15 protein-coding genes, 1 tRNA gene and 1 pseudogene are annotated in these 14108 nt (G+C 68.4%); 12 read left to right on the plus strand and 5 right to left on the minus strand.

Annotation, left to right across the window (positions count from 1 at the left end; all coding sequences use genetic code 11):
• Positions 1 to 11 precede the first annotated feature (11 nt).
• Together AOP72_RS11520 and AOP72_RS11525 are read left to right on the plus strand one after the other, a co-directional pair.
• Complete coding sequence (locus AOP72_RS11520) at positions 12 to 2297, plus strand: RNA degradosome polyphosphate kinase (RefSeq protein ID WP_084631780.1); 2286 nt, start codon at positions 12 to 14, stop codon at positions 2295 to 2297.
• Positions 2294 to 3265 carry an NUDIX hydrolase gene (locus AOP72_RS11525; RefSeq protein WP_062136548.1) on the plus strand — a complete coding sequence of 324 codons (972 nt, stop codon included), beginning with the start codon at positions 2294 to 2296 and terminating at the stop codon, positions 3263 to 3265. The genes AOP72_RS11520 and AOP72_RS11525 overlap by 4 nt, the downstream gene beginning before the upstream one ends.
• Before the next feature lie 252 nt (positions 3266 to 3517).
• On the opposite strand, the gene AOP72_RS11530 is transcribed toward AOP72_RS11525, so the two are convergent.
• Both AOP72_RS11530 and msrB read right to left on the minus strand, forming a co-directional pair.
• Positions 3518 to 4117, minus strand: a complete 600-nt coding sequence (locus tag AOP72_RS11530) for a hypothetical protein (RefSeq protein WP_062137248.1) — start codon at positions 4115 to 4117, stop codon at positions 3518 to 3520.
• 188 nt (positions 4118 to 4305) lie between these two features.
• Positions 4306 to 4692: pseudogene (gene msrB, locus AOP72_RS11535) on the minus strand (peptide-methionine (R)-S-oxide reductase MsrB); the annotation flags it as partial.
• A gap of 403 nt (positions 4693 to 5095) precedes the next feature.
• Here msrB and AOP72_RS11540 point away from each other — a divergent pair.
• The 7 genes from AOP72_RS11540 (at position 5096) to AOP72_RS11570 (ending at position 10515) form a co-directional block, all read left to right on the plus strand.
• Positions 5096 to 6094: a siderophore ABC transporter substrate-binding protein gene (locus AOP72_RS11540; protein WP_062136551.1), complete on the plus strand. Its 999-nt coding sequence runs from the start codon at positions 5096 to 5098 to the stop codon at positions 6092 to 6094.
• A 4-nt stretch (positions 6095 to 6098) separates the two neighbouring features.
• Positions 6099 to 7085: an ABC transporter permease gene (locus tag AOP72_RS11545; RefSeq protein WP_202965659.1), complete on the plus strand. Its 987-nt coding sequence runs from the start codon at positions 6099 to 6101 to the stop codon at positions 7083 to 7085.
• A complete protein-coding gene (locus AOP72_RS11550; RefSeq protein WP_202965660.1) occupies positions 7072 to 8145 on the plus strand; it encodes an iron chelate uptake ABC transporter family permease subunit in 1074 nt (357 codons plus the stop codon). Before AOP72_RS11545 ends, AOP72_RS11550 begins: the two co-directional genes overlap by 14 nt.
• Complete coding sequence (locus AOP72_RS11555) at positions 8142 to 8900, plus strand: iron ABC transporter ATP-binding protein (RefSeq protein WP_062136554.1); 759 nt, start codon at positions 8142 to 8144, stop codon at positions 8898 to 8900. Before AOP72_RS11550 ends, AOP72_RS11555 begins: the two co-directional genes overlap by 4 nt.
• A 129-nt stretch (positions 8901 to 9029) precedes the next feature.
• The gene (locus AOP72_RS11560) at positions 9030 to 9332 is read left to right on the plus strand and encodes a DUF1540 domain-containing protein (RefSeq protein WP_062136558.1); all 303 of its coding nucleotides are present in this window, start codon (positions 9030 to 9032) and stop codon (positions 9330 to 9332) included.
• 80 nt (positions 9333 to 9412) lie between these two features.
• Positions 9413 to 10201, plus strand: coding sequence for an AzlC family ABC transporter permease (locus AOP72_RS11565; protein ID WP_062136561.1), 789 nt, complete (start codon positions 9413 to 9415; stop codon positions 10199 to 10201).
• Entirely contained in the window at positions 10198 to 10515 is a 318-nt protein-coding gene (locus tag AOP72_RS11570) for an AzlD domain-containing protein (protein ID WP_062136564.1), read from the plus strand. The genes AOP72_RS11565 and AOP72_RS11570 overlap by 4 nt, the downstream gene beginning before the upstream one ends.
• Positions 10516 to 10592: 77 nt before the next feature.
• On the opposite strand, the gene AOP72_RS11575 is transcribed toward AOP72_RS11570, so the two are convergent.
• Together AOP72_RS11575 and AOP72_RS11580 are read right to left on the minus strand one after the other, a co-directional pair.
• The gene (locus AOP72_RS11575) at positions 10593 to 11177 is read right to left on the minus strand and encodes a DUF1349 domain-containing protein (protein ID WP_062136567.1); all 585 of its coding nucleotides are present in this window, start codon (positions 11175 to 11177) and stop codon (positions 10593 to 10595) included.
• A gap of 96 nt (positions 11178 to 11273) precedes the next feature.
• Positions 11274 to 11537 carry a hypothetical protein gene (locus tag AOP72_RS11580; RefSeq protein WP_062136570.1) on the minus strand — a complete coding sequence of 88 codons (264 nt, stop codon included), beginning with the start codon at positions 11535 to 11537 and terminating at the stop codon, positions 11274 to 11276.
• A 118-nt stretch (positions 11538 to 11655) separates the two neighbouring features.
• Between AOP72_RS11580 and AOP72_RS11585 the strand changes: the two genes are divergently transcribed.
• The 3 genes from AOP72_RS11585 (at position 11656) to AOP72_RS11595 (ending at position 13390) form a co-directional block, all read left to right on the plus strand.
• Positions 11656 to 12672 carry a phosphotransferase gene (locus tag AOP72_RS11585; protein ID WP_193746415.1) on the plus strand — a complete coding sequence of 339 codons (1017 nt, stop codon included), beginning with the start codon at positions 11656 to 11658 and terminating at the stop codon, positions 12670 to 12672.
• 12 nt (positions 12673 to 12684) lie between these two features.
• Positions 12685 to 12757: transfer RNA gene (locus tag AOP72_RS11590), tRNA-Lys, on the plus strand.
• Positions 12758 to 12805: 48 nt separating this feature from the next.
• Positions 12806 to 13390: an integrase core domain-containing protein gene (locus AOP72_RS11595; RefSeq protein WP_193746416.1), complete on the plus strand. Its 585-nt coding sequence runs from the start codon at positions 12806 to 12808 to the stop codon at positions 13388 to 13390.
• Between the two features lie 150 nt (positions 13391 to 13540).
• Here the strand turns inward: AOP72_RS11595 and AOP72_RS11600 are convergent, their stop codons facing one another.
• Positions 13541 to 13900 (minus strand): hypothetical protein, encoded by a 360-nt coding sequence (locus AOP72_RS11600; RefSeq protein WP_062136576.1) that lies wholly within the window; start codon positions 13898 to 13900, stop codon positions 13541 to 13543.
• Positions 13901 to 14108 lie beyond the last annotated feature (208 nt).

Genomic DNA, 14108 nt, shown 5'->3' on the forward strand with positions numbered 1-14108 from the left:
ACGATGGGCACATGCACGATGGCAGCCAGGCTGACAGCCTCGACCAGACCGCGCCTGGGCCCGTGCCCGCCGGTGATCCCACCGCACCCACTCCCCCCACCAGCGGGGCGATCGCGACGGCCGAACGCTCGCCGAGCGACCCGTTCGACGACGACGTGGAGGCCACGGACCCGTCCGCAGACCTGCCTGCGGATCGCTACCTCGACCGCGAGCTGTCGTGGCTCGCGTTCAACGAGCGCGTGCTCGAGCTGGCCGAGGACGAGGCGACCCCTCTGCTCGAGCGTGCGCGCTTCCTGGCGATCTTCGCGTCCAACCTCGACGAGTTCTTCATGGTGCGCGTCGCGGGACTCAAGCGCCGCATCGCCGCCGGCTTCGCGGTGCCGAGCGCGACCGGAATGAGCCCCACCCGCCTGGTCGATGCGCTGACCGAGCGCGCCCACCACCTGATGGACCGCCACGCCGACGTGTTCGAGGACCAGGTGCTGCCGGGCCTGCAGGAGCAGGGCATCCACCTCGTCCACATCGGCAGCCTGGAGGAGACCGAGCGGGAGCGGCTGCGCAAGCTGTTCCGCTCCGACATCTTCCCGGTGCTCACGCCCCTGGCAGTCGACCCGGCGCACCCCTTCCCGTACATCTCCGGGCTCTCGCTCAACCTTGCAGTCGAGCTGCGTGACCCGGAGTCGCTCAAGCAGTTCTTCGCCCGAGTGAAGGTCCCGGAGACTCTGCCGCGGTTCCTCAGCGTGGACTCGACGGGCAAGGCCGCCCAAGTGACGGACGCATCGGCCCTCTCCGACGAGCCGCGCAGCTTCGTGCCCCTCGAAGACGTGATCGCCGAGCACCTCGACTACCTGTTCCCCGGCATGGAGGTCGTGAGCAGCTCCACCTTCCGCGTCACCCGCAACGAGGACGTCGAGGTCGAGGAGGACGACGCCGAGAACCTCCTCAAGGCCATGGAGCGCGAACTGCTGCGACGACGGTTCGGCCCCGCAGTGCGCCTCGAGGTGGCACAGGACCTGCCCGATCACATCCACGACCTGCTGGTCCGCGAGCTCGGCATCACGGAGCACGACGTGTTCCATCTGCCCGCGCCGCTGGACCTGACCGGCCTGAACGTGATCGCGGACCTGGATCGGCCCAAGCTCCAGTTCCCGGCGTTCCGTCCCACGACGCACCACCAGCTCGCTCCCGTCGAGACTGCGGACGAGCAGAACGTCTTCGACGCGATCCGCCGCGGCGACATCCTGCTGCACCACCCCTACGACTCGTTCTCCACGTCGGTGCAGGCGTTCCTGTCGCAGGCCGCCCTCGACCCCAAGGTGCTGGCGATCAAGCAGACGCTGTACCGCACCTCCGGCGACAGTCCCATCGTCGACGCGCTCATTGAGGCCGCCCGCAATGGCAAGCAGGTGCTCGCCCTGGTCGAGATCAAGGCGCGCTTCGACGAGCAGCAGAACATCGGCTGGGCCCGCAAGCTCGAGAAGGCCGGTGTGCACGTGGTGTACGGGCTCGTCGGGCTGAAGACGCACTGCAAGCTGTCGCTCGTGGTGCGCCAGGAGGACGAGGGACTGGTGCGCTACTGCCACATCGGCACCGGCAACTATCACCCCAAGACCGCGCGCCTGTACGAGGACTACGGTCTGCTCACCAACGACACCGAGGTGGGCGCCGACCTCACCAAGCTGTTCAACCAGCTCTCCGGCTACGCTCCCAAGGCGAAGTTCAAGCGCCTCATCGTGGCGCCCACGGGCGTGCGCATCGGCCTGATCGACCGCATCGAGCGCGAGGCCGAGAATGCCCGTGCCGGCAAGGACGCCTGGGTGCGCTTCAAGCTCAACTCCATCGTCGACGAGAAGACCATCGACGCGCTGTATCGCGCCTCGCAGGCCGGCGTGAGGGTCGACCTCGTGGTGCGAGGCATCTGTGCGCTCAAGCCAGGCGTGCCGGGCCTCAGCGAGAACATCCGCGTGCGCTCGGTGCTGGGGCGGTTCCTCGAGCACTCGCGAGTGTTCGCGTTCGCAAATGACGGGGACCCCGAGATCTTCCTCGGCTCTGCTGACCTGATGCACCGCAACCTCGATCGCCGCATCGAGGCGCTGATCTCCATCGTCGCGCCGCATCAGAAGGAGTTCCTGCTCGAGAACATCGACATGGCGATGTCGTCGGACTACTCCGCATGGGAGCTGAGCGAGGACGGGGTGTTCACCCGCACCACCAGGGACACGGATGGTCGCCGGCTCAAGGACGTGCAGGCCACGTACATCAAGCGCCAGCCCAAGCGGAGGGCCAAGCGCAAGTGAAGCGTTATCCCCCGGGCACCGTCATCGCCGCAGGGGCCCTGATCTGGCGCGTCCGTGACGGCGAACTCCAGGTGCTGGCCGTACATCGCCCCAGGTATGACGACTGGTCGTGGCCCAAGGGCAAGCTCAACGCTGGAGAGACGCTGCCCGCCTGCGCGATCCGCGAGGTGGCCGAGGAGACCGGCAAGGAGGTGATCCTGGGCCAGCCGCTGCCCACGCTGCGCTACCCCTCCGGAGGCAAGACCAAGGTCGTCAAGTATTGGGCCGCGCATCTGGCGTCGGACGGCGCGCCGAGCGTGAAGGCGCGACCGCCGGTCAAGGACGCCTCCAAGCATGAGATCGACAAGAAGCGCTGGCTGTCGGTGGAGGAGGCCCGTCGAGTCATCACCTTCAAGGACGACCTGCGCCCGCTCGAGGTGCTCGTCGACGCCTATCGCAATGACCGGCTCGACACCCGCGCGTTCGTGCTGGCGCGTCACGCCCGAGCGAAGAGGCGCAAGGGATGGGACGGCGAAGACATCGACCGGCCCATCACCAAGGTCGGCGCCGAGCGCGCGCAGCAGCTGGTGCCGCTCTTCGCGGCGTTCGGCGTCAAGTGCATCGACTCGTCGCCGGCGCGCCGCTGCGTGGCCACCGTGGAGCCATACGCCGAGGCCGCCGGTCTCAAGGTCCACAGCTACAAGGCGCTGACCGAGCCCGGCCACGCCGCCAAGCCTCTCGCCACCGCATCGGTGTTCGTGAATCTGCTCGGCAAGACGTCGAGCCGGGTGGTGTGCGTGCATCGCCCCACGCTGCCCACCATCGTCGAGATGGTGCGCGCTGCCACCCGCTCCCACACGCGCGGAGCGCTGCCGCGGAAGAACCCGTACCTGCCTGCGGGCGGCGTGCTCGTGGCCCACGTGCTCGATACCGACTCCGGACCTCGCGTCACGGCGATCGAGACCCACTTGCTGCAAGTGCATCCGTAGGTCGCACCCGCCCGGCACGCCGCTGCCGCACGCGGCGGGAAAGGGGCGACATCGGACTGGGAGCGCCAGTCGGCGCGAAGGCCGCTCGTGGCGGCTTGTGTTGGAGCCCGGGGCTACCGCAGTCCGATGTCACTGACCACTGTACGCCTCTCGCGTGGGAGGTCCAGTCCCCTCGTCACCTGCACTCCAGTCGGCGACTGCACTCGAGGCTCCGCGGGTTCGGGCGGCCGATGCGCGGACGGGCCACCCGAGTCAGTCCAGGCGGTCCTCGCGCCACATGGCGGCGCAGCGTTCGAGGTCCTCGCCAGTGCGCAGCAGCTGGGCGGCGCGCAGCGCGGTCTCATGAGCACGGCGATCGTGATGTCCGTCATCGGACTCCGCCTCGTAGGCAGCCCCGGTGGCCACGACGCGGCAGAACGCTCCCGCGCGCTCCAGGGCGACGGCGAGGTCGCCCGAGAACACCCCCGAGAGCACGGAATCGGCGAGCGCCTGCACTTCGGAGGGGCCCGGAGGGTCCTCGACCCCGGCGATCACGTGCCGCACATGGGCCGCGTGAACGCCGTGGTGGTAGGTCCGTGCGACGGCTCGCGGCTCGTGCTTGACCCATTCGCGCAGCATGTAGATGCGCCACAGGGCGCCGGGCAGGCTGTGTGCGCCGGCCTTGGACCACATCATGGCGACGGTGTCGATGCCCTCCTCGTCCACCAGCCGCACCAGGCGGCCCGTGAGCTCGGGATCCTGCGCGGCGCGGGCCTGAGACACGAGCGCGAGCGCGGTCTCATGAGCGATCAGCCCGCGGTCGGCGGGGTCGATGTCCCCCTCGATCTGCTCGGCCTCCTCCATGTCGAGCATGGCGGGACGCCGGAACCGTGGCTCGACCATCAGGGGTTGCGCGACTCGCCCGTGTAGTGGTTGGCCTGTGGGTCGAGGAAGCCTCGCCCGGCGTCGTACGGGAGACGCTCACCGTCGCCCGCACCGTCACCAGCGGTCTCGGCGCCAGCGCCATCAGCCTCACGCGCATCGGCCTGCTGTCCGCCGTCCTCAAAGGTCAGGGAGACGGAGTTGATGCAGAACCTGTCCCCGGTGGGGGTCTGAGGCGCGTCCTTGAAGACGTGGCCCAGGTGCGAGTCGCACGTGGCGCAGCGCACCTCGGTGCGGATCATGCCCAGCGAGACGTCCTCGCTCAGCGTGACCGCGTCGTTCTCGGCGGTGAAGAACGATGGCCAGCCGCAGTGCGAGTCGAACTTGGTGTCGGAACGGAACAACTCGGCGCCGCAGGCGCGACAGCGGTAGACGCCGTCGCGCGCGTTGTCGAGCAGCTCACCGGTCCACGGGCGCTCGGTGCCAGCCTCACGGAGCACGTGGAACTCGTCGGGGTTGAGCTCCGCGCGCCACTCAGCCTCGGTCTTCTCAATGCGGGGTGTCATGACGTGTCCCTTCGACGTGACTCTCGATGACTGTCAGCGTACGCGCGGGGCCACGGGTTCAGCGCACACAGTGCCGGTGCACACACGACGCCCGGCCGCTGAGGGGGGTATGACCGGGCGCCGCGTGCTCTGAACGAAAGGACCCCATGCGGCGTCTCGCCGTGACAGGTCACAGACGAAGACGCCGACGGCGCCCGTTTTGTTCCCGGTCACCAGGAAGGCGGCCGATGTGCGGAGGGATCCAGCGGACATCATGCCTGGTCAGTACTCGAGTAAGGCGCGCCTTACCTGCGCTGTTGGCTTTTTCGCAACTGTCCGCTAGCGTAATTCCCGCTCGCCCCGCCGACGGGGCTGCACACTCGACGTCGATGCCCTCTTGACCATCCCTGATCCTGGAGATCCCATGCCCCTCGCCAAGTCCGTGAGCGTCCCAGCCCTGCTGGCGCTCGCCGCACTCTCGCTCACCGCCTGCGCCGCGGAGTCCGAGTCCGAGTCCGACGCCGAGAACACCGCCAACCCCGCCGCCGAGCAGCAGCAAGCCGAGGTCCCCACCGAGGTGACCGTCACCACCGCCCAGGGCGAGGTGGCCGTGCCATTCCAGCCTGAGCGCGTGGTCGTCATCGAGCACGGCATCCTCGATACCATCGACGCACTCGGCGCCGGCGAGTCCGTGGCCGCAATCCCCCATCACGCGGTGCCGTCCTACCTGTCGGACTACGAGACGTCGACCGAGAACGCCGGCACCCTGTTCGAGCCCGACTACGAGGCCATCAACGCCGTCGAGCCCGACCTGATCATCGTGGGCGGCCGCTCCGCAGCCACACTGCCCGAGATGGAGGCCATCGCGCCGACGATCGACCTGTCCTTCGACTGGGGCTCCGAGGCGTTCACGTCGACGTTCGAGTCCAACACCCTCGCGCTCGGCCAGATCTTCGGATCCGAGGACGAGGCCGAGCGCGCTGTCGCCGAAGTCAACGCCACTGCCGAGGCGGTCGCGGCCGACGCGGCTGGTGCGGGCGAGGGCCTGGTGCTCATGACCAGCGCAGGCGAAGTGTCGGCCTACGGCCCCTCCGCGGAGGGGCGGTTCGACTTCGTGTACAACCTGCTGGGCATCACCCCCGCCGTCGACCAGGTCGCCATCGACGAGCACGGAGACGCGATCTCGTTCGAGTTCATCGCGGAGCTGGATCCCGACCTGCTGATCGTGCTCGACCGGGACGCCGCAATCGGCGAGCCCGGCGACTCCGCGCAGGCCGTGCTCGACAACGACCTCGTCAACGGCACAACCGCCGTGGAGAACGACAAGGTCGCCTATGTGGACACCGAGAAGTGGTACCTCGCGTTCGGCGGGCTCACCTCCGTGACGTCCATCCTCGACGAGGTCGGCGCGCTGGTCGGCTGACCCCGTGACGCGTCCTCGCACCACGATCACGGCCGTCGCCCCCTGGGCGGCGGCCGTGATCGCGCTCGTGCTCACGGTGACATCTCTGTTCGTCGGCGTCGCCGAGATCGACCTCGGTTCACTGCTGACCGACCCGGCAGCACGCGAGGTCTTCTTGATCAGCCGCTTTCCACGCACCGCTGCCGTGATCCTGGCCGGTTCCGCCATGGCGATCGCGGGCCTGATCATGCAGCACCTCACGCGCAACCGGTTCGTGGCGCCGACGACCGCGGGCACCATCGATGCCGCAGGGCTGGGCCTGCTGACGGCCACGATCCTGTTCGCCGGCGCCTCGGTCATGTCCAAGATCCTGCTGGCGATGGTCTTCGCCCTGGCGGGCACGGCGCTGTTTCTCGTGCTCATCCAGCGCATCCAGTTCAAGGACGTGATCTTCGTACCGCTGGTGGGCCTGGTGCTCGGCGGCGTACTCCGCGCCATCAGCGAGTTCTTCGCCTACCGCGCCAATCTCACCCAGACGCTCGAGGTGTGGATGAACGGCGACTTCTCCGGGGTGATTCAAGGCCGCTACGAGACGCTGTGGTTCGCGGGCGGGGTCGCACTGCTGGCCTACCTCTTCGCCAACCGCCTGACGGCCGCTGGCATGGGCCGGGACTTCGCCACCAACATCGGCGTCAACTACCGGCTCGCCCTTGCCGGTGGGCTCACCATCGCCGCCCTCGTCACCGCAGTGGTGATCGTCACGGTGGGCGCGATCCCGTTCCTTGGGCTCATCGTCCCCAATGTCGTCACCATGATGATGGGCGACAACCTCCGCCGCGCGCTGCCCACCACCGCCCTCGCCGGGGCCGCCATGGTGCTGGCGTGCGACATCCTGGGTCGCTGGCTGATCTTCCCCTATGAGATCGCGGTCGGCACCATCGTGGGCGTCCTCGGCTCCGCCATCTTCCTCGTCATCCTGATGCGCAAAGGGAACCGCTATGCCCACGCCTGACGCCCCCGCTGCCCCCGCGACGCCCCCATCGCGTGCGCATCGGACGGCCGGTCGTGCCGCCGCGCAGCCCGCACGCGACATGGCGAACTCACCCGCACATCAGCCGCGCGACCGCCGACTCGCCCTGCTGTTCGCTGGCCTCGGCGCGCTGCTCGCCTGCGCCGCCGCGCTGTTCCTGACGTGGGGCGTGGATGGCCACTGGGACTTCGCCCTGCCCCGACGGCTCGAACAGCTGGCCGCGCTGGTGGTCGTGGGCACCGCGATCGCCGTCAGCACCGTCGTGTTCCAGACGCTCACTCAGAACCGGATCCTCACGCCGTCGATCATGGGCTTCGACGCTCTCTATGTGCTGGTGACCACGGCGCTGGTCTTCGTCTTGGGTTCCGCTGCAGCCGAGGCCATCCCTCCGCTCGCCATGTTCGCCGTCAACACCGCACTCATGATGGGCGGGGCCACGCTGCTCTACCGGTGGGTGCTGGGCGACGGCACGCGCGGGCTGTACACCCTCGTCCTCGTGGGGGTCGTGGCAGGCACACTCTTCTCGTCGCTGTCCTCGTTCATGTTCCGTGTCATGGATCCGAACGAGTTCGACACGCTCATGGACCAGCTGTTCGCCTCCTTCAATGCGATCGACACCACCTTGCTGGGCATCGCGGCGGTGCTGCTGGGAGCGGGCATCATCGCCACATACGTCCTGGCCCCGAGGCTGGACGTGCTGACACTGGGCCGCGAACGCGCAATCGCGCTGGGACTCGAACATCAGCGCACAGTGACCGTGCTGCTGGTGATCGTCGCGGGGCTGGTGGCAGTCTCGACCGCTCTCGTCGGCCCCATCACCTTCCTGGGGCTGCTCGTGGCGAACCTCGGGTATCAGCTCACTCGCAGCCATCGACATGTGGTGACGCTCACGGCCGCCGCGCTGATCGCCGTGGTCGCCCTCGTGCTGGGACAGGCGATCCTCCAGCACGTCCTGCACTTCGCCGGCACGCTTGGCTCCCTCATCAATCTCGTGGGCGGCGTCTACTTCATCGCCCTGCTCATCAAGGAGGCGCGCGCATGATCGAGATCGATTCCGTCACCAAGTCCTATGGTCCTCAAGTGGTGGTCGACGACGTCTCGCTCACACTGCCCGATGCGGGAGTCACCTCGATCATTGGCCCCAACGGCGCGGGCAAGTCCACGCTGCTGTCCGTGGTGAGCCGCATCCTCGGAGCCGATGCGGGAGCCGTCTCGGTCGAGGGACTGGACGTGTTCCGCTCGCCGTCCAAGGAGGTTGCCAAGCGCCTCAGCATCCTGCGGCAGGACACCCACATGACGGCCCGCATCACCGTGCGAGAACTGGTGGAGTTCGGGAGGTTCCCGCACTCGCACGGGCGTCTCACGCCCGCATGCCACGCGGCGGTCGCCGAGGCGCTGGACTACTGCGACCTGGGCGATCTCACTGAGAGGCCCATTCACGAGCTCTCCGGGGGCCAGCGGCAGCGCGCCTGCGTCGCGATGGTGCTGGCGCAGGACACGCGCTACGTCCTGCTCGACGAGCCGCTCAACAACCTGGACATGGTGCATGCGACCGGCCTCATGCGGCTGCTTCGCGGGCTCGCCGACCATCAGGGCAAGTCCGTCGTGATGGTGCTTCACGACGTCAACTACGCGAGCGCGTACTCCGACCGCATCATCGCGATGCGAGACGGTGCGGTGGTGCAGGACGGGCCGCCGGAGTCTGTCATCACGGAACACGCGCTCGAGGACGTGTACGGCATGACCTTCCGGGTGCACGCCGTGGACGGGGACAGGATTGCCGCGTATTACCGCTAAGGGTCACCTTTCTCTCACGGTCGCGTTTCGTAAATGATTGCGTCACCCATTGGTTGCTTTATTTAATGTCGTGCATGTGCTGCATTCTTGGCGTATTGTGACGGGCAACGGATCCACCAAGGAGGAGCCATGCCCACCATGATCGGACTGCCCATCGTCTCGTCCTGCTCGGTCGAGACCTGCGGATACAACCACGACGGCTGCCACGCCTCGGCCATCTCCGTCGGAGCGCCGCGCGGCAACGAGAACTCCGCGTGCAACACCTTCGCGGTCACCGACACCAAGGGCGGCAGCGCCGACGTCGCCGCCGTGGGCGCGTGCTCTCGCACGGACTGCGCGCACAACGCGGACCTCAGCTGCACCGCCGAGGCCATCGAGGTCGGCGCATCGTTCGACGAGGCCGACTGCCTCACCTTCTCCGCTCGCGCCTGACGGTCGGCCGGGGAGCCAGCCCCGCATCGGCCGGGCAGACACGACATCCACGCGACACACCCTCGTGCCACACTGACGCGGTGACCGCCTCTTCGTCGCCCTCCCCCGACCCACGGACGCGCGGGTTCCTGCGCATCGGCGCCCAGCAGTGGCGGGACATCTGGGCGGGGATCCGCGCGATCGCGCCGCTGATGCCGGGTGCCGTCGTCTTCGGTATGGCATTCGGAGCGCTCATCCAGGTCGTGGGACTGCCCGGGTGGATGGCCCCCTACGCGAGTTCGACCGTGACCGCAGGCGCCAGCCAGATCGCGATCGTCGAGGCGCTGCGGCAGGGCGCCCCGGCCATCATCGCCATCGTCACGGCGCTGGTCATCAACGCTCGGCTCGCGCTGTACTCGGCGGCGCTCGCCCCGGTGTTCTCCGCCTTCCCTCTACGCTGGCGCCTGGGGTTGGCGTACCTGATGACGGACCAGTCTGCAGCGGTGTCGGTGCTGACGGCCGGCGCCTGGCCCGATCCGGTGCGGCGCCGGTGGTTCATCCTCGGCGTCTCCGGACCGTTCGTGGTGGTGTGGATCCTGGGCACGGCTGCCGGCGTGGTGCTGGGGCCCGTGATCCCTGAGTCGTGGCAGATCGGCTTCATCGTGCCGCTGATGTTCATCGCAGTGCTGGTGCCGGCGCTGAGGACCTGGCCCGCAGTCGCGGCGACGGGCATCTCGATCACCGTGGTGCTGGCGCTCAAGGATGTGCCGTACGGACTGAACGTGCTGATCGGCGCGCTGGCGGGCATCGGCCTGGGGGCGCTGGTGCCCGAACGCCGCCGCGACCCCACCGCAGGCGAGTCCGAGACCCCACCGGAGGCCCTGCCATGATGACCGCCTTCATCGTCTTCACCCTCGCCGCGATCGGCACCTACGCGATCCGCATCTCGGGCATCGTGCTGCTGGGCGGTGACCGCGAGCTGCCACCTCGCGTGGGCAAGGCCTTGTCACTCGTCGCCCCGGCGGCGATGGCCGCCATCGTCGCGAACGCCCTGTTCCTCGACCAGACGGAATGGCGAGGGTTCGGGGCATGGCACCTCGCGGCGCTGGTCGCGGTGGGCGTCGCACTGTGGAAACGCTCCATGGGTTGGACGCTGCTCACCGGTGCTGCCGCGTTCGCGGCGCTCCTGCTTGCCGGGCTCTAGCCGAGCCGACGTCCCAGCAGTCGCTGAGTGCCCACATCGAGCCCGCGTGAGCGCTCGGGCGCTCCTGAGGCGCGGGTTCAGTGCAAGGCCGCGTCCGGCTCGGAGCGCCGATGCGCCAGAAACCTCACCGCCAGGCCAGCGCGGGTAGGCGCACAGCAGAAGAGCCCGGCCCGCGCATCGGCCGTGGGAGACAGCGGTGCGACCCGCACCAGGCGCCAGGGCTCCTCGTCGGCGCGGGCACGGATGGTCACGGCGTCACCGTCTCGCGACGCGCGGACCGTGACGGCGCGCCCCACCCACTCGGGCACCGGCGCGACCGACCAGTCCGACACTCCATGGGTCACGACGGCACCCACCTGGGCGACGCCGTCGGACACCTCGACGCCGGCCTTGATCCACGTGGTCTCGTCGACCCGGATCATGACGCCCGCCTGGTCGAACTGTTCCTTGTAGTCGAGAACGAACGTCACCTCGACAGCCTCACGCGGGCCCAGCGGAGCGAGCAGCGCATGGGCGTCGTCGTGGACGAACCCATAGGACGTGGTGCGCCACGCATCGGATTCTTCGCGGGCCTCGACCAGCAGCTCGCCGCCCGCGGTCCACTCCGCGCGGACCGGCTTCGCGGTCCACTCGCCATCTCGCACCAACGCGTGAAGATCCATGCCGTCAGGCTACGTCGCCGCCTGAGTGCAGCGAAGCGGGCCTCCCTGTGGGGGAAGGCCCGCTCTGAGACGCTGCACTCACTTACGGGGCGGCGGCTACGACCGGTTCATGCCCTGGCTGCGCTGCTGCTTGTGCATCTGCGATGCGGGCGGCTGCTTGGCGTCGGGGTTCTGGTTGCCGCCCTTGGCGATCTCGCCCTCAGCGGAGACAGGATCCTTGGACGGTGACTGCAGGTCCGGACCGCCAGCCTGGGGCGGGCGGTGGCTCGCGGCGTTGTCCACCGCGATGGGCTTGTCCTGATCCGTCTTGCTCGCGTCGTCGCGCGGCTTGTCCGGGTCGTGGTTCGCGTGATCGGTCATGATCGTCGCTCCCTTCCTGGGGTTGCCTTCGGCAAGGACAACGCATGTGCGGGCGCGATCCATCCATCGGGGTGCGGCCACCACTGCCGTGCGCCGCAACGGTGCTAGCGTCGCGAGCATGAGCGAGGCCGATGCGACGGGCGCCCCCACAGTCGCGCGGGACGTCGGGAGCACGACCCCGCTCGACACCGGTCCTCCAGCCGCTCACCCCTCCATCTCCGTCGAGACGGTCCACGCCCTGCTTGCCTCACAGATGCCGCACCTCGCCACGCATCCCATCGGCGAACGGTTCGACGGCTGGGACATGGCGATGTACCGCCTGGGAGACGCTCTGGCGGTACGGCTCCCCCGCGTGGAGACGGCCGTCGAGTCGCTCGCGCGCGAGACGCGGTGGACGGCGGCGCTCTCCCCTGGGTGGTCGTTCGCGTACCCGCACGTGATCCAGACGGGTGCGCCCGGGGAGGGGTATCCGTGGCCGTGGGCCGTGGTCACGTGGGTGCCCGGCACTACGGCCGATGCGTCCCCATTGGGCGCCGCGGCCGGCGCCCCGGTGGGGCGTGCGATCGCGGAGATTCACGGGCCGGCCGATGCGGGGGCGGGCTCGTCCCATGGCTATGCCCGACCTCTGGTCGAGAGGGCATGGTTCAACCCTGAGCAGTCTCTCGCCCTCACCGAACGCACCGCCGAGGTGATGTGGGCGCTCGGCCGGGTCGAGGCAGGCGACGGCGGCCCCGACGGGGCGCGCGTCGATCCCGCAGCTGCGCGGGCGATGTGGGAGCGCGCGCTGGACGCACCGTCGCCTGCCGACCAGGTGTGGTCGCACGCGGACCTGCACGGGTCCAACCTGTTGAGCGACCAGGGCGACTTCGCGGGCATCATCGACTGGGGCAAGATCGCACGCGGCGACCGAGCGGTGGACCTGGCGTTCCTCTACACGGCGTTGCCGCGCGCCGGAGTCGGGGCGGCGGTGGCGGCCTACCGCGAGGCCACGGGCGTGGACGACGCCGGACTCGACGCGCGACTGCTCGGCATCGCCCTGCACAAGTGCCTGGTGTGGGCCACCCTCGACCGGCCGCTCAACGTGGCGATGGCGTGGCGCGGGCTGCGCGAGCTGGGCGTGTCCGCACCCGCGTAGGATTCTGGGGCGGGGCCTCTAGCTCAGTTGGTAGAGCAGCGGACTTTTAATCCGTAGGTCGTGGGTTCGAGCCCCACGGGGCCCACTCGTCGCGACCGCGCCGAACCAGTTGTGGGTCGCGGACCTGACGTATGTGCGCACGCACGCCGGCTGGACCTATGTCGTGTTCGTCCTCGACGTGTTCTCTCGGATGATCGTGGGCTGGCAAGTGTCCACGTCTTTGCGCACCGACCTCGCCTGGACTCCCTCGACGTGGGGCTCTGGGCCCGCCAGCGGGCCGGGCACGACATCACCGGACTGGTGCACCATTCGGACCGGGGGGGGCCAGCATCGAGCGATTCGCTACCCAGAGCGATTGGCGGAGGCCGACGCGGTCGCGTCCGTCGGATCCAAGGGCGATTCCTACGATAGTGCGATGGCCGAGGCGCTGAACTCGCTGTTCAAAGCCGAATGCATCCGCAACCCGATGATGCGTCCCGAAGGCGCCTGGAGGAACGTCTCAGACGTCGAGATCGCCACCGCTGAATACGTCGACTGGTTCAACCATCGCAGGCTTCACGGCGAGATCGGTCTCGTCCCACTAGCCGAGTTCGAAGCCCACCACTGGGCCACCATCACGCCCACCGACTACCCTGAAACACCGGTCCCCCCACGGGGCCGGTTCCAGATAGTCACGTCTCCACGAAACCCGGGGCGATTCAGTCTCTTGCAGCGATGAGTCTTCGGCACAGTGAGGTGGCATCAGGTCCAACCTGCCCAGTCGGGCGGCTTGGACGGATATTGCCGTGTACAAGCCCGACACGTCCTGGTTCCATGACGACTCGTGCACGGTCAACGCGACTGAGAACTCGCCACTCGCTCGCGGCTCCTAATCAGTGACGGATCCGTTGAGGTGGCGCATGAGCCCTGCGGCGATGTCTGGCACCGACCGAGACTGGAGCCGCAGCCCCAGTTCCAGTGCACGCAGGCTCAGGAGACCAGCGAGCTCCTCTTCTTCGTCTGACGAGACGGGACGCAGGAGCACGGAAGCCTGCCACGGTCGGCTGTCCTCGCTTGAGATGGTGACTGCTTGCACTTCTTCGGCCTGCACGACCAAGAAGATTCTGTTCGACTGGATGTCGTAGCCTTCGAGGTCGTCTAGGGCGCGTTTGATCGACGGGTACCCCAGCACCTCATGATCCGTGAGATCGACCAGAATTACCTCGACGTGGCGGCCGTTACGTGGCATACGACTACCTCCTCGACCGTTCCCATGGCCGATGCCATCTGATTCCCCAGCCGGGCCTGGTGGTGCCGTCACGTCGCACTATGCGCACGTGGATGTGGGGAAGTCGGGCCTGCCATTTTGCCGCGCGCCAGTTGCCGAGAGGACTGATCCGTAGATTCTTCCCAAACGTCATCTCTCTGCCGGACGCGTTGAAGCGGAGATCCACCTT

It is taken from the genome of Demequina aestuarii, assembly GCF_000975095.1.
GTDB lineage: Bacteria > Actinomycetota > Actinomycetes > Actinomycetales > Demequinaceae > Demequina > Demequina aestuarii.